This is a genomic window from Luteolibacter yonseiensis, assembly GCF_016595465.1.
GTDB lineage: Bacteria > Verrucomicrobiota > Verrucomicrobiia > Verrucomicrobiales > Akkermansiaceae > Luteolibacter > Luteolibacter yonseiensis.
Genome location: NZ_JAENIK010000008.1, coordinates 210839 through 226092 on the forward strand (window position 1 = coordinate 210839; position 15254 = coordinate 226092).

Consider the following 15254-nt stretch of genomic DNA (forward strand, 5'->3'; position numbering starts at 1 on the left):
AGCGATGCAAGACGACCTCACCCTCCGCCAACAAGAGATTCTCGACTACCTGCGGAAATCCCAACGCAAGACCGGGATCATGCCGTCCACCCGCGAGATCCAGCACTATTTCGGATTCGCAAGCCAGACCGCCGCCATGAGCCATCTGCGTGCGCTCGAGCGCAAGGGCGTCATCCAACGGCTTCCCGGAAAAGCCCGCGCCGTCATTTTCCCGGAAGAGCTCGACCGTGGCGAGATCATCGATATCCCGGTGCTTGGAAACATCGCCGCCGGCATGGCGCAGCTCTCGGAACAGGACCGCCAGGGCTGCATCTCCATCGACATCGCCTCTCTCGGACTCCCCCGCCATGCGAAAACCTTCGCTCTCAAGGTCCGGGGTGAATCCATGATCGATGCCCACATCTGCGATGGAGACACCGTGATTCTCGAATTCCGCGAGCCGCGCAAAGGTGACATCGTCGCCGCCCTCATCGACGGAGAAACGACGCTGAAACGCTACGTCGTGGAAAAAGGCAGACCCTTCCTCCGTGCGGAGAACCCCCACTTCCCGGACCTCGTTCCCGCGCAGGAACTCGTCATTCAAGGTGTCATGATCGCCTTGCTCAGGCAATCGATATGAATGGGACAGCCCCGCGGTTGAGGCGGAGGCTTCCAAGCCCTTGAAAAGGGCGCTTCTTCATGAGCGGCCCACGAACGCCTGATGATGACCAACGAATATCATTCCCCGGCGATCGGGTAAGGCTCCATGTCGTGGGCATCCTTCCAATAAAGGTAGAGTTCACGCCAGCGGCGGAACAAGCTTCCGCCCTCGTCCCCTTCGCCGATGCTCCAGCCACGGACATGAAACCAATGGAGCAATCTCATCTTCTCAGCCTCCAGGCGCGCCCGCGCCTCGCGGGAAAGCGGGGCATTGGAATTCTCAATACTTGTCAGATAGTAGTATTTCTCAGTCTGGAGCTGGTTGAGTGAAAGCGATGTTCCCGATCGATAGATCAAATGGATGATCGAGGGACCGGTCACCACGATTGCCGCGAGAAGAGCGATCAGCAGCAGGCATCGGGCCGAGGCGGATTGGGGTATGATTTTCATGACTAATGAAGATTTTGTGACAATCGATGCCTGATCCGGAAATCGGTCGGATGTCGGGGTTCAAGTGTTGTCATTCCAGCAGCATCCAGCGATGCAGGGTGACATGAGAGTCGTACCATGGATTGCGGTCCGTCTTCGGATTCCCGACCGCCACCTTCCATGGCCCTGGATCGGCTTGGATCCATCTCCCCTCGCCGAAGCAGACCATCACGTGCCGGCCATCTCCCGTGACGGCGAGATCTCCGGCGGACAGCACACCGGAATCCAGATCCCGCAGTTTGCCAGCCATGCCCAGCGGTCGGGTGAATCCGCGATAATTTTCGCCCAGGGCCTTGGCGCTCGTGTCAAACCACCACTGTTCCGCCCATTGACGGAGGGCGGTCGGATTTGCGGTTTCAAAAGCGGTCTCCCACAGCGCATCCCTCAACGCCCTGCGGGGCAGGCCGGAGCAATCGACGCCCCTGCGGCCCTCTCCTCCCCACAGGTAGGGAACACCCTCCATCCGCCCGAGCGCCGCGACATAGCGGCTCGAAAGGTCGCTCGGAGAGACAGGCTTGCCCGGCATCAGAAACGGAACCACGCACAACACCGGCACCACCAGCAGGGCGAACCGTAAAACCTTCCGGTTCCAAAACAAAACCATCCCCGCCGACAGCAACGCCAGCAGGGACAACGGGAGACCGTAGCGCAATGCCCCGTCATGATACGGATGAAATGCCAATGCGACCAGCCCGGTGACCCCCGCCGTGAAAACCACCCGGAAAAATTGACGAATCATCCCCGTGTCATGTGACGGTTCGGGCGGATTGACGATGAAGATCCGCACCTTCACGGAAATTTCACACTGGAGCCCCCACCGCCAGACGCGCCATTTCTTGAGAAACCACCTTTGACGTGCGCCGTCTGAGGACGCACATTCCGCCCGCCATGGCTTTTGCGGATGTTTTTCCTGAACTGATGAAGCGACCGACTCCTCTGATGAGGCGTTTCCTCCAGCTTGTTTCCGAAGAGACCGGGGGTCCGCTCGAAACGCTGGCCCGCCAGAGCCAGCAGGTGACGCGCCGCCACTTCGGGAAGACCATGCGCCTGTTCGCCCCGCTCTACGTCTCGAACGAGTGCGTGAACAACTGCAAATACTGTGGTTTCTCGCGTGATGCCGCCATTTTCAGGACCACCCTGACAATCGACCAGGTGGTGACCGAGGCGAAGCACCTCCATGGCCTCGGTTTCCGCAACGTCCTGCTCGTCGCGGGCGAACACCCGAAGTTCGTCTCGGACGGCTACCTCCAGGAATGCCTGGACGCCCTCAAGCCCTTCATCCCCACCCTGGGACTCGAAGTCGGGCCGATGGAGGACGACCAATACGCGGAAATCGTCAGCCATGGTGCCGAGGGACTGGTGGTCTATCAGGAAACCTATCACCGGGACACCTACCAACAGCTCCACACCGCCGGACCCAAGAAGAATTTCAACTGGCGGCTGGACTGCCCGGAGCGCGCCTACGCGGGAGGCTTCCGCCGCATCGGTATCGGCGCGCTGTTCGGACTGGCGAACTGGAAATACGAGGCGCTCGCGCTCTGCGCCCATTTGGAATACCTCTACCGCCATTGCTGGAAAGCGCAGTTCACCGTCGCGTTTCCCCGCATGCGCCCCTACGCGGGCAATTACGAATATGAGCCGGATCCGGACCTCTATCTTCCCGACAAGGCCTTTGTCAGACTGATCGCCGTGTTCCGCCTGCTCTTCCCCCAGGTCGGCATCGTGGTTTCCACCCGCGAACCCGCCGCGCTCCGCGACGCCATCGCCACCCTCGGAGTGACCCACATGTCCGCCGGCGCGCGCACCGAACCCGGCGGCTACACCGGCGCGGGCAGCGACGACCTCCACCTCACCGTGAAAGGCCGCCGCGTGGAGCTTGAGGAAAAATCCGGTTGCGAGAAAGCCACCGAGCAATTCCAGATCACCGACCACCGCAGCCCCGCCGAGGTCGCCGCGATGCTGCGTTCGCAAAACCTCGATCCCGTGTGGAAAGACTGGGATGAGTCGCTGCTGGCGATGGCGTGAGGGAACATCGAACATCGAACATCGAACATCGAACATCGAACATCGAACATCGAACATCGAACATCGAACATCGAACATCGAATATCGAATATCGAATATCGAATATCCGACGCCACACACCAGATGGCGGAGGGTGGAAACAAGGCACCGCCCGCAAACGGGCGGCGCCCTGCGTCCGATCAATCACTGAAGACGCCAGCGCTGCTGGAGCGCGCCATTCCAGCCCCACTGGATCAACGACTGGCCGTTGGTCATCGTGCTGGCGCTGTCAAGGGACGCGCCGCTCTGCTGGTTCCAGATCCTATAACTCCCGTCCGTCTGCAGATCCACCCACCATCGTTGGTTGCTTCCCCGGGTGGCGGGCCATTGGATGATCTTCGTGTTGTTGGCGGAAGTGCCACCCGGAACATCCAGCGATTTCCAGCTGGACTGGCTGACGATGTTCCAGGAGTTGTCCGCATTCTGGCTGAAGTTCCAGATCTGGGTCTGGCCGTAGTTCAGGCCCCATAGACCGACGGTGCTGTTGTTCGCGGTCAGGCCGAGGGAGTCGATCGCCATGTTGTGCAGGCCCACGATGGTATGCCGGCCCCAGATGTTGCTGGGGATGTTGACGGGGGTGAATTGCAGCCAGGCCGCGGCATCGCAGAACCGGTTGGTGATGATGTTGTTGTCGTTCGGAGTCTGCTGGGTGAAGTTGCTCCACGTGATGTTATAGTCGGTGCGCCGGCGGGCCCACGCGGCGTTGGCGTTGGCCACCGCCCAGCTGTGATAGGTGGCCCACTGGCGGTTGTCCCGGCAGAAATGTCCCAGAGCCCGGGCGTATTCGTCCGACCAAGTGTTGGTGCCGCCTCCGGTCATGATGCCGTCGTTATACCAGAGTGAACCCTTGACATAATCGAGCGCCCTTTTGGCGTCGTTATAATACATCACGTTTCCGGTGATTTGGTAAAGGTAGTTGGCGTAATCCGCGAACGTTCCCTGGTTATACACATTCCTGCTCGTGTTGACGGTACCGTTGGGTTCTATACCGTTGTAAACGTGGCCGTTCGAGGTGTTGTAGAGATTGGCCCTCACCCAGGCATAGATCTGGACCGCTCGGTCCAGGTACCATTGGTCGTGATTTCCCATGTAGATCAGGCAGGCCGCCTTGCCCATGGTATTGTTGGAGAGGGCCTGCTTGTCGATGGTCTGGCCCGGCGGAGTCATGTTCGGCTGCTGCTCCCAGATTCCACCTCCGTTGTACTGGGTATCCCAACCGCGCGCCCACACCATGTCGAAGCAGGGGACGCGGGCGTTGTAGAGCAGGTCCGCGTTGCCGGTGATGAGATAACCGCGGGCCAGCATGATGGAGATCCATCCGATATCATCGTTCCAGCCGTCCCACTCGTAGCCCGGAGGAAACTTCTGGAGAAAGGTGGTGCAGAGCGCGTTGACAAGATTCTTGTGCGCGATGCTGCCGGTCCGCTCGAAGGCGTCCTGCGCGATCATGATATTGATCGCGCCGGTCCAGCCTTCATCGAACGTGTTTCCATTGATCTTATTCTTGTAGTAGTTGCCGTTCACGAGGAAGGCATTGTTGAAGCCGTTGAACATCGTATCGGCATCGCCAGCTCCGATGGCGGAAGCCGGTTGGACAAGGACGCTGCCGGCGGCGATGGCGAGGGCGGCCAGGAAGGACCGCGCCAGCCATCCCTTCCGGACCGGCGTCATGGCTTTTTTTCCGGACGAGGACATGGCTCCGCCATTCGCTTTTTCCAATGCATGTTTCATTTTATGGGTTTTGTTTGGGTTTGCGATATCGCGACCGTTTTCGTCGTGCCGCGTGAACCACCTGATGGCATCGAATAAATATCCGATGGATATACCGTGATTCATGATCAGGCTGCGCCATGTGAACGCTTTTGATAAGCTCCCCAAGTAGGGAGTTTTATCAGACCGGCCGCCCGAGCCACGCAGGACCACATGAATACATGTGGATCTTGTCTCCCGATCTCGGTTTCATCAGCAATCCGACCTATATAATTGAATATTCCAATCCTTCGAAAACATGATGCGAGCATTGCTCCATTTTCCATACAGGATATGGAATGAGCAACCCTGCCAGTGACGGCACGATCGATGATGGAACGAAATTTCCGAGCCTTCCGCCATGAAATCACGCGGCAGCATCATGAAGCCCCACAGGCTTGGAGCATTGGATTTCGATCCGGATCCGGAACCTGCCTTTCATACAAAAAAACCACATCCGACCCTACCGGCGGGCGGGTTTACTGCGTCGCCACCTTCACCAGCAATCCGGATTTCCGCACGTGCCTGAGGTTCATCGCGAAGAAGATGGCCGCCACCGCGCCCCAGACAAGATTGAGCAGGAGCGCGTGCTCCACATTTCCCCATGGCACCGGTTTTCCGGAGAGGACGGTGCGCATGCCTTCGAAGACGGGTGTGCAGGGCAGGGCCATGGCGGCGGGTTGCAGCCATGAGGGCAGCACGGAGACCGGATAAAACACGGCGGCGAGCGGCTGGATGAAGAACGGGATGGCCCAGGCCAGACTCTCCGCCGCCTGGCCGAAGCGCATGATGAGGGCGGTGGAAATCATGCCGAGGAACCAGCCGAAGAGGATCAGATTTCCCAAGAACGGCAGCAGGCCGAGGCCGAGATTGGTGAGTTGGAACTGATAGGCCAGCGCCGCGACGATGGTGAGGACGACGAGGGTGACTCCGACACGCAGCACTCCGACGACGCAGGTGGATGCGACATACTCCGCCGTGCGCACGGGCGCGACGAAGACGTTGAGCAGGTTGCGGGTCCAGACATCCTCAAGGAAAGAGATGGCGACCCCTTGTTGGGAACGGAAAAGCACGTCCCACAGGATCATCCCGCCGATGAGGAAACCGATCGAAGATGGAAAGCCTCCCTCCCCATGTCCCTTCAGGTAGGTGGTGAGGAATCCCCATACGAGCAGATCCACCAGCGGCCAGAAGATCAGCTCCACCAGCCGGATCGGATGGCGGGTGTAGAGATACAGGTAGCGGAGGACGAGGGCTTGGACGGTGTTGATGGAAAACGGCATGGCTTCGGGTGGTTACTTCACGATGGCTTCCACCTCACCGCGGGCGACGCCGATGAAGAGGTCTTCGAGGGAACTGCGGTTGAATTTCTCCGCGATGTGGTCAGGCGTTCCTTCCGCCAGGACCTTTCCACCGTGCAGGAAGATCAGGCGGTCGCATACCTCGTGGATGTCCCGCATGTTGTGGGAGGTGTAGAGGATGGAGAGGTTGTTCTCGTGCTGGAGCTTGCGGAGCAGTTTCCGCACACGGTCGGCGATGTCCGGATCGAGCGATGCCGTGGGTTCGTCCAGCAGGAGCAGGCGCGGCTTGTTGAGGAGGGCCTTCGCCAGGTTCACGCGGGTGGACTCTCCGGCGGAGAGGGTGCCGGTGACGGATTTCCGCAGGTGGGTGATGTCGAGGAGCTCGAGCAGTTCTTCGATGCGCTGCTTCGGTTTTGGAATGCCGTAGAGCTTGGCGAAGACATTCAGGTTCTGCCAGACGAGGAGGTTCGACGGCAGGGCGGTGTAGGCGGAGGAGAAATTCACCTGCCGCAGGATCTCGATCCGGTGCTTCCACAGATCGAGCCCGAAGACCCGGATGCTGCCCGATGTCGGCGTGGTGAGGCCGAGCAACAGGTTCATCGCGGTGGTTTTTCCCGCCCCGTTCACACCGAGCAGGCCGAGTGATTCCCCTTCCGCGAGGGAGAACGAAAGGCCGTCGAGCGCGGTGGACGTGCCGAAGGATTTGGCGAGGCGGTCCGCTTCAAGAATGGGAGTGGCGTCGGGCATCGCCGCAAGCTGGCACCTCCGGCATGGGTTTGCCACTAACATTTGACGCGATCCGGTGGTGGCACGGACCGCGTCATAAAAAAGAGGCGCCGGTCAGCGGACAAATTCCAGCAGGTCCTTGTTGAGCTGGTCCTTGCTGGTGTCTCCGAGACTGTGCGTGCCGCCCGGATAGATTTTCAAAACGGCGTCCGGCACCAGCTTCGAGGAAATCAGGGCGGACGCGCCGATGGGCACGATCTGGTCGTCATCGCCGTGGATGATGAGCGTGGGGATGTCGAATTTCTTCAGATCCCCGGTGAAGTCGGTTTCTGAAAACGCCTTGATACAATCGTAGGCGTTCTTGTGGCCGGACATCATGCCCTGCGTCCACCAGGACTGGATCAGGCCTTGGGAAATTTTCGCTCCGGGCCGGTTGAATCCGAAAAACGGTCCGCTCGCGACATCGAGAAAAAACTGCGCGCGGTCCGCCAGATAGGCGGCGCGGAATCCATTGAAGACATCGATGGGAAGCCCGCCGGGATTCGCCTCGGTCTTGAGCATGATGGGCGGCACGGCACCCATCAGCACCGCCTTTCTCACGCGCTTGGTGCCGTGACGGCCGATGTAACGCGCGACCTCGCCGCCACCGGTGGAGTGGCCGATCATCACGACATCCTTGAGATCCAGTTTCTCGAAAAGCTCGGCAAGATCGTCGGCATACTGGTCCATGTGATTTCCATCCCACGGCTGGCTGGAACGTCCGTGTCCACGGCGGTCGTGGGCGATGCAACGGAAGCCGTTGGACGCCAGATGGAACATCTGCGCCTCCCATGCGTCCGCCGTGAGGGGCCAGCCGTGGCTGAAGGTGACGACAGGGCCGGTGCCCCAGTCCTTGTAATAGATGCTGGTGCCGTCCTTGGTGGTGATCGTGCTCATGGTTTTGTTTGTTTTTTGGGTAGCGACTGTTTTTTGCGAAGCGGCGTCTGTCAGGAAAGGGAGCCCCATGACGGAGGCAGCCGTGGTGAAAAAGAATCTGCGACGTTTCATGACCTATCATTCTCCGCGGATTCGTCAACGAGCTGTTGGATGGCGGCAGCGACCGCGAGATCCTCCACCTGCCCCATCTTGTGGGCGCGGAGCTGTCCGATACGGTCGATGAGAAGCAGGCTGGGAGTGCCGCGCATCTGGTAGCGGCGCATGGATTCCGGAATTCGGTCATGGCCGGCACGGTCGATGCCCACGGGGAATTTCACCCGGAACTCGTGCATGAAGACACGCAGCGCGTCGGGAGTCATGACGGCATGGTTTTCAAAAACCGTGTGGATTCCGACGACCGCGACGTCCTCTGGATCGAAGAACTGATGGAGCCGGCTGGTCTGTGGCACGCCGTGCAGGACGCAACCGGGGCAGAGCATCTGGAACGCGTGCAGGACGACAACCTTTCCACGCAGCGCCGCAAGTCTCAGCGGCTCCGCCGTGTTCAGCCATTCACTGACGCTCCATTCCGGAGCGGGAACAGGATCAGTCAGGAAGATGGGATTCATGAAGGATTTCACAAAATGAAAAGCTCATGCCTCCAGCACGGCGGACAGGGTGATGTCCGCGCGCAGAACCTTCGAAACCGGGCACCCGGATTTCGCCTGCACGGCGATTTCCTGGAACGCCTCATCCGTAATGCCCGGAATTTTCGCCGTGAGGGTGAGATGGACGGCGGTGATCGCGAGGGCTCCGGGATCGAAGGTGAGATCCGCACGGGTGGCGATGGACTCCGGTGGGTATCCGGCATGATCAAGGGAAAGCGCCAGGGCCATTGAAAAACATCCCGCATGGGCAGCGGCGATGAGCTCCTCCGGATTGGTCTCCTTGCCATCTCCGAAGCGGGAGCGGAAGGAATAGGGAGTTTCATGGAGGACATGGCTCTGGGTTCCGAGAGTGCCGGATCCATCCTTGAGGGAGCCGGTCCAACCGGCGTTCGCGGTGCGTTTCATGGGTATGTTGGATTGATAGGTCAGATAGAATTCACTAACGATCTGAAGCGATGGAGCTCTCCGCCCACTGAAGCGCGTGATCCGCCACTTCCTCCCAACCTTTCTCCGCGATGATGTAGTGGCTGCGGCCGGGAAACTCCTTGAACGCGGTGACCGCCGGGCCCCGGTATTTCCGGAAATTCTTCCGGTTCAGCGCGGAGGGCATGATGACATCCTTTTCCCCGCCGATGAGCAGCAGCGGAGGGCGCTTCGCATTGCGGAAGTTCACGGCGGTGGGAGCGTCCGGCATGAGATTCGCCAGAGCGGCCTGGAAAATGGAACGACCGGAGGCGGGGATCGCCTGACGTTCGTATTCCTTCCTCACTTCCGTTTCGGAAAGCGTGTTGGCGAAGACTTTCCAGAACTGCGGCAGGGTGAACAGGAAGGTCCCCCAGAAAGTCCCCGGCTTCAGGAACGAAGGAAGCAGCGCGAGATACGTGGAAACCGGAAGAATGTAGATCCCCTTCGGCGGCACGGAATCGATGGCCACTCCGGCGGCACCGAGCCCCTTGTCGATCAGGACCTGGGTGATGACACCGCCGTAGGAATGTCCGATGATGATCGGAGGCTCGGGAAGGCCCCGGATGATCCTCGCATAATGATCGATGACTTCCGCAGCCCCCACGCCGTTCAAGCCGGAAGGATCGCGCCTCATCGCGGCGGCATCCCCCTTGATGCCCGGCCATGCGGGTGCGACCACCTCATGACCGAGCGCTTCGTAGTGGCGTTTGAAATGCTCCCAGCAAAGCGGTGTGACCCACAATCCGTGGACCAGAACGATGGTTCTTTTTGAATGGCTCATGGTTGTCTTGCGGATGAACGGATCATCGGAATCCGATGTTTCATTTCGTCTGATAGGGCAGGCTCAGGTCCTTCGACGCCACCGAATACACTTCGTAAACGCCGAGCATCGGCTTCGCCATGCAACTCGTGTTCACCTGCATGTAGCAGGTGACGCCGTCGAACTTGAACTTCGTCCTGTTCCGCAGGTAGTAGGCGGGAACGATGGCGCGCAGGGTGTTCCCGCGCTCGACGACGGAATGGCCGGCTGCATCCAGATACATCGGCATGCCGCAGTTGGTGGGAGGCAGGACCACACTCTTGTCCTCTTTCTTGAACTCCTTCACCGCCAGCCCGCCGGGGACACGCTCGTCCTTGGCGAGCAACGCCCAGTGGGTGTGATAGATCACCTTGTCGTCATCATACTTCCCGTTGGCGTCCTCGTCCCACAACGGCGTGTCGTCGAAATCCGGATGCGAGGTGATGGCCAGCGCCACGATCCCCTCGGCATTTCCCATGCCCACATCCGCCGCCTTCAGCGTGGTGGGGAAAACATAGGCCAGCACCGGAGCGCCATCCAGCCCGCCCACGGCTTTCGGCACGGTTTTTCCCGCGGGGCCTTCGAGGTTCATGCTGAAGACCATGAGATCGAGTTCTTCCTTATATTCCACGGAGACCTCCTTGATTTTCAGACCGGGGGATTTCGCGAATGCCGGATCGCTGTTGATCTTCACCTCGCATCCGCACACCGGGACGAGGGAAACGGAGAATGCGAGAGCGGCGAGAAGAAGTTGGGAACGTGTTGGCATGATGATGGATGGTTTGATTGGGGAAGGATGATGCGCCTCATTTGAGGCCGCCATTGATGTGGAGGGATTCGCCGGTCATCCAACCGGACTCGTCGGAAGCGAGGAAAACGACTCCCGGCGCGATATCTTCCGGCTGCCCCACGCGGCCGAGCGCGGTCTGCTCGCCGAGCGCGATGAATGTTTCGATGAGTCCTTGAGCATGCACACCGTCGGTTTCGATCGGACCGGGGTTGATGGAGTTGACCCGGATTTTACGGGCCGCCAGCTCTTTCGAAAACGAGCGGGTCAGGCCGTCCACCGCCGCCTTGGTCGCGCCATAAACCGAGACGTAGGCCGGTGATCCGATGCTGACCACCGAGCTGGTGTTGATGATGCTGCCGCCCCGAGGGTTGAAGTATTTCAACGCTTCCTGAGTGCTCAGGATAATGCCGAGCACATTGATGTTGAAAAGCCGGTGGAAATGCTCGGGCGTGATTTCCCCCAGGGGAGCCAACTCGTAAATTCCGGCATTGTTCACGAGGATGTCGATTTCGCCCAATGCCTCCGCGCTCTCGCCAAAGAAACGGGCGATGTCGGCGGGATTGGAAACATCGGCACCGATGGCGACCGCCTTTCCGCCAGCGGCGGTGATTTCCGCGACGACGCGTCCCGCGCCCTCCTTATCGGAACCATAATTGACAACGACCGCCGCGCCTTCCGCAGCGAGGTGTTTGGCAATTCCCGCTCCGATGCCTTTCGAAGCTCCGGTGACGACCGCGTTCTTTCCTGCGAGTCTGGGCCATTTCGTGCACATGGTTTTCAGGGAATGAGGGTTAGAATGTGGCCGCGATCCCGGCAGCCGCCTGGTTGGCATTCGCGACGGCGGCGTTTTTCGCATCGGGGCCGGCGAGCGTCGGCTCCACGAAAACTTCGCTGACATCGGTGAATCCGATGAAGCCGAGAACTTGTTTGAGATAAGCGCTCTGCTGGTCGTAGGATTCCGCTCCAGTCCCTGGCCCGTAAGCTCCGCCCCGCGCATAAACCGCCGCGGCCGGCTTGCCGGTGACCAGGCCTTTGTAACCCTCCTCCGGCGTGTAGCTGAAAGTCAGACCGGGTTGGACGAGGAGGTCGATGTAGTGCTTCAGCTTGTAGGGAATGCCGAAGTTCCACATGGGTAGCGAAAACAGGATCTTGTCAGCCGATTTGAAATGATCGGCAAGCGACACCACCCTCCCCCAGGCCGCGATTTGCTCCGCCTCGGGTGACTGTCCGCCGAGCACGGAATATTTCGCATCAAGCGTGAATCCGTCGAACTCCGGCAGATCCTCCTGCCAGAGATCGAGCGTTTCAACACTGTCGCCGGGATGCGTGGCGAGATAACTCGCGATGAAGTGTCCGGCGACTTCGATGGATGCCGAGCGGCTGCCGCGCGGGGAGGATTGGATATGCAGGATTTTTGCCATGACGGTTCGTGTGTTCGAACCGTTCTTGGGAAGCCGCGCGGGAACGTGACATCATTTGATGAAAAAATTTTCCAATGCCCCGCCGCGCGCCATTTTCGAAACCGCCCCGGTCGTCATGCGGGCGATGGACATGGAATCACTCGATATCCCCGAGTGGTCCGACGGCGATCCACTCCGATTCCCCCGGTTTCACTTTCAATGTCAGCGGCTCCGATGAACCCTTGTCAGGGATGAAAATCCGCATCCCGCTCTCGACCGTATGCACCGCCCCGGTACCGGAAACCCCGCCCAGACGGATGCGCCCCTCGATCTGATAGACGTTTGTCTTGCCCGAAGGCTGGACCTCGGTCCACCGGTTGCCAGAACGCGTCCAGACACGCTTGCCGGGATCATCGTGGGGGTAGTCGAAAGTGAAGCGGGACGGACTGCGATCGGCGGGATCGGGGGCCGGTTCCTCCAGTTCCATGAACGGCGCATACCCGCGCAACGGGACAAACCGTTCGTCCGCAGCCGCGTTCCAAAGTTCGGTGTAGCCAAGCGCGCACGCATTCCGCAGGGCTTTTACGGCGATCTCACGGCAACGCTCCGCACAGCCCGATTTATCCTGCCCGGACAATGAGGAATCGGAATCGATGACAGGGACGTTCCTCGCCGAGAGAACCGCAAGATTGATCCAGTCCTGCCAGATCGGCAGCGGCTCCTGCGCACACTCTGACAACGCTTCCGTCGCCGCCCGACCATTCCCGCTGTCAACGCAGGTTGTGGCCAATCCCCCCAGATGCGAACGCAGGGCGAGCTGGTAATTCGGATTTTCCGGCAGGATCCGCAGGGCTTCGCGCTGGCAGGCAACCGCCTTCCGCAATGACACCACCGCCGCCCCCGCCTGGTTTTCCCGCCTTTCCACGACAGCGAGTTTTTCTTTGGCAAGTCCCTCGACATACCAGGTCTGGGGATTCGTCGGCTGGTCATGCCGCAGGCTTGAGTAGAGATCGGCCGACTCCCGAAGCGCTGCCCCCGCTTCCGCGTCACGCTCAAGCGAAATGAGCGCGCTTCCTAGTATGCTCAACGCGCCCGCCAGGGCATCCCGTGGGGCGGGCAGTGAAAAATACTCGCCGACGATGCGCCGGTCCACTTCCACCGCCCGTTGCAGGACGACGATGGCATCGGAATGCCGGCCCTGATGGTGAAGCAGGAACCCGAGGTTGTGACACGACATGCCGAGGGGTGAGCTGTATTCGCGCTTTCCGGGAAATTCCGCAGCGATTTTTTCCTGAATCCCGATCGCTTCCCGGAAGACCCGCTCGGACTCCCCGATCTGGCCGGCGTCATGAAAGAGCCCGCCCATGGTGCTCAGGCACGAGGCGAACTGTGCGCGGTAGTCTGGCTCGGACGGCACATCCGCAATCAGCCCGCGCCCCACGTCCATGGCCCGCGACAATGTCCGCCGGGCCTCATCTTTTCTCAGGACGGTGCTGAGCGCCATCGTCCGCTTGAGAAGGATCGTCATCAAACCGAAACGCACGGCGGGATCGGCCGGAAATTCCTTAACCAGTTGTTCGGAAATCTCCATCGCCCGTTGCTGGGCATCCAGGGCCTCCGCGCTTCTTGCCTGGGTGGTGAGAAGATCGGAGAGGTTGTGATGGTGGAGGGTCAATGCCTCGCGGTGGCTCCGTTCCTTCGGGGATTTCCGCGAAAGCTTTTCGTGGATGTCGATGGCTTCGTGGAAAAGCATCTCCGCTTTCCCGAAATCACCCAGCTCCTGATTGATCCTCGCCAGCCTCCCCATCGCCTCGGCCCGGTCCGACAGCAGCGAGGGATCGCCACCGGTCTTCCGTTCCATTTTTTCGTAAAAACGCATCGCGGTTTCCAGCAGTTCTTTCCGGAGAGGCTCGAAGTTCGCATCCTTCAGCCGTGGATTCTCGGTGACGCGGCTGAGGTATTGTTCCACCGCCTCACGCGCGTCATTGTAGTTCGCCTGCGCTTCAGCACGGCTGCGTTCCGCCTCCCTCGCCTGCCACAGGCTGACTCCGGTGCCGGTCACCAGCGCGGCGCCAACCAGTCCGGCGGCGGTGAAGGCGGTGCGGTTCCGCCGGACCAGTTTGGAAAACTGGTAGTTCCAGGTAGGTGCCGCGGCGCTTACCGGCTCCTGCCGGAGAAACCGCCCCAGGTCCGCGGCCAGCGCGGTGGCGGTACCATAGCGCCTGCCGCGGTCTTTTTCCAAAGCCTTGAGGACGATCCAGTCCAGGTCCCCCTTCATCATCCGGCGCAGGCGCGGAAGCTCGCTCCCCCTGCACGCGGCGGCGTCCAGGGATTTTTCCGTCACCGATTGAAAGCCCGTGCTGGGTTTCGCCGCCTCCTCCTCACGGATGCGGCGCAGGAGCTGGTCTCCGCCGGTCACCTCACCGCCCGAGCGGGCAAGCGGCGTCTGGCCTGTCAGCAGTTCATAAAGGATGACGCCCAGCGAATAGATGTCGCTGCGGGTATCCACATCCGGCACGCTCCCCGCTTGTTCCGGGCTCATGTATTCCGGCGTGCCCACCACCGCTCCGGCACGGGTCCGCAGCAGGCTCGCCTCGTGATCCGCCCCGTCCGGCGAGCCCAGTGCTTTCGCGATGCCGAAGTCGATCACCTTCGGAACCGGCGTCCCGTCCACCAGGGACACCAGGATGTTCGAGGGTTTCAGATCGCGGTGGAGAATCGCCTTCTGGTGCGCATGTTGCACGGCGTGGCAGACGGGGATGAAGAGCTCCAGGCGCTCGCGGATGGAAAGGTTGCGGGAATCACAGTAACGGGTGAGCGGTTCCCCCTTCACCCACTCCATCGCGAAATAAGGCCTCCCGTCCGGTGTGGTCCCGGCGTCCCAGACGGCGGCGATGTTCGGGTGATCCATCAGCGCGAGCGCCTGCCTCTCCGCACCGAATCGGGCGATGATCTCCCGGCTGTCCATGCCGCGCTTGATCAGTTTCAACGCAAGCTCCCGGCGGATGGGTTCGACCTGCTCCACCTGCCAGACCGAACCGAAGCCGCCCTCACCCAGCGGGGCGACGAGGCGGTAACGCCCGATGACCACGCCGGGGTGCTCCGCCTCATCATGCGCGAGCGGACGATGGCCCAGATCGAACCATCCCGCCACCGTGGGTTCGGCGGGAAACTGCGATTCTCCGGAAGCGGTCGCATCGTCATTCACTGCCGGGAATATGATCTGTTCCCGGGAAAAAAGGCAATGTC

Annotated in this window: 15 protein-coding genes; 2 read left to right on the forward strand and 13 right to left on the reverse strand. The window is 60.5% G+C overall.

Features of this window, described 5'->3' with window-relative positions:
- The first annotated feature begins 4 nt into the window (after nucleotides 1–4).
- On the forward strand, nucleotides 5–619 hold the full coding sequence (gene lexA / locus JIN84_RS07090; protein ID WP_200350333.1) for a transcriptional repressor LexA: 615 nt from the start codon (nucleotides 5–7) through the stop codon (nucleotides 617–619).
- A gap of 98 nt (nucleotides 620–717) precedes the next feature.
- Here lexA and JIN84_RS07095 read toward each other — a convergent pair whose 3' ends face one another.
- Together JIN84_RS07095 and JIN84_RS07100 are read right to left on the reverse strand one after the other, a co-directional pair.
- Nucleotides 718–1089 (reverse strand): hypothetical protein, encoded by a 372-nt coding sequence (locus JIN84_RS07095; protein WP_200350334.1) that lies wholly within the window; start codon nucleotides 1087–1089, stop codon nucleotides 718–720.
- A 70-nt stretch (nucleotides 1090–1159) separates the two neighbouring features.
- Complete coding sequence (locus JIN84_RS07100; protein WP_200350335.1) at nucleotides 1160–1867, reverse strand: NlpC/P60 family protein; 708 nt, start codon at nucleotides 1865–1867, stop codon at nucleotides 1160–1162.
- Nucleotides 1868–2046: 179 nt separating this feature from the next.
- On the opposite strand from JIN84_RS07100, the gene thiH reads away from it, so the two are divergent.
- A complete protein-coding gene (gene thiH / locus JIN84_RS07105) occupies nucleotides 2047–3153 on the forward strand; it encodes a 2-iminoacetate synthase ThiH (RefSeq protein WP_234043257.1) in 1107 nt (368 codons plus the stop codon).
- Between the two features lie 183 nt (nucleotides 3154–3336).
- On the opposite strand, the gene JIN84_RS07110 is transcribed toward thiH, so the two are convergent.
- From JIN84_RS07110 to JIN84_RS07160, 11 genes are all read right to left on the reverse strand, one after another.
- The gene (locus JIN84_RS07110; protein WP_200350337.1) at nucleotides 3337–4923 is read right to left on the reverse strand and encodes an RICIN domain-containing protein; all 1587 of its coding nucleotides are present in this window, start codon (nucleotides 4921–4923) and stop codon (nucleotides 3337–3339) included.
- A gap of 497 nt (nucleotides 4924–5420) precedes the next feature.
- The gene (locus tag JIN84_RS07115) at nucleotides 5421–6224 is read right to left on the reverse strand and encodes an ABC transporter permease (RefSeq protein ID WP_200350338.1); all 804 of its coding nucleotides are present in this window, start codon (nucleotides 6222–6224) and stop codon (nucleotides 5421–5423) included.
- Nucleotides 6225–6236: 12 nt separating this feature from the next.
- Nucleotides 6237–6989, reverse strand: a complete 753-nt coding sequence (locus tag JIN84_RS07120; RefSeq protein WP_200350339.1) for an ABC transporter ATP-binding protein — start codon at nucleotides 6987–6989, stop codon at nucleotides 6237–6239.
- 93 nt (nucleotides 6990–7082) lie between these two features.
- Complete coding sequence (locus JIN84_RS07125; protein WP_200350340.1) at nucleotides 7083–7904, reverse strand: alpha/beta fold hydrolase; 822 nt, start codon at nucleotides 7902–7904, stop codon at nucleotides 7083–7085.
- 107 nt (nucleotides 7905–8011) lie between these two features.
- Complete coding sequence (locus tag JIN84_RS07130; protein WP_200350341.1) at nucleotides 8012–8512, reverse strand: peroxiredoxin family protein; 501 nt, start codon at nucleotides 8510–8512, stop codon at nucleotides 8012–8014.
- Nucleotides 8513–8536: 24 nt separating this feature from the next.
- On the reverse strand, nucleotides 8537–8956 hold the full coding sequence (locus JIN84_RS07135) for an OsmC family protein (RefSeq protein ID WP_200350342.1): 420 nt from the start codon (nucleotides 8954–8956) through the stop codon (nucleotides 8537–8539).
- A gap of 34 nt (nucleotides 8957–8990) precedes the next feature.
- Nucleotides 8991–9797 carry an alpha/beta hydrolase gene (locus JIN84_RS07140; protein ID WP_200350343.1) on the reverse strand — a complete coding sequence of 269 codons (807 nt, stop codon included), beginning with the start codon at nucleotides 9795–9797 and terminating at the stop codon, nucleotides 8991–8993.
- A 40-nt stretch (nucleotides 9798–9837) separates the two neighbouring features.
- Nucleotides 9838–10584: a hypothetical protein gene (locus tag JIN84_RS07145; RefSeq protein ID WP_200350344.1), complete on the reverse strand. Its 747-nt coding sequence runs from the start codon at nucleotides 10582–10584 to the stop codon at nucleotides 9838–9840.
- A gap of 37 nt (nucleotides 10585–10621) precedes the next feature.
- Nucleotides 10622–11377, reverse strand: a complete 756-nt coding sequence (locus JIN84_RS07150; protein WP_200350345.1) for an SDR family NAD(P)-dependent oxidoreductase — start codon at nucleotides 11375–11377, stop codon at nucleotides 10622–10624.
- A 19-nt stretch (nucleotides 11378–11396) separates the two neighbouring features.
- Nucleotides 11397–12026, reverse strand: a complete 630-nt coding sequence (locus JIN84_RS07155) for an FMN-dependent NADH-azoreductase (RefSeq protein WP_200350346.1) — start codon at nucleotides 12024–12026, stop codon at nucleotides 11397–11399.
- A gap of 136 nt (nucleotides 12027–12162) precedes the next feature.
- Nucleotides 12163–15213 (reverse strand): protein kinase domain-containing protein, encoded by a 3051-nt coding sequence (locus JIN84_RS07160; RefSeq protein ID WP_200350347.1) that lies wholly within the window; start codon nucleotides 15211–15213, stop codon nucleotides 12163–12165.
- Nucleotides 15214–15254 lie beyond the last annotated feature (41 nt).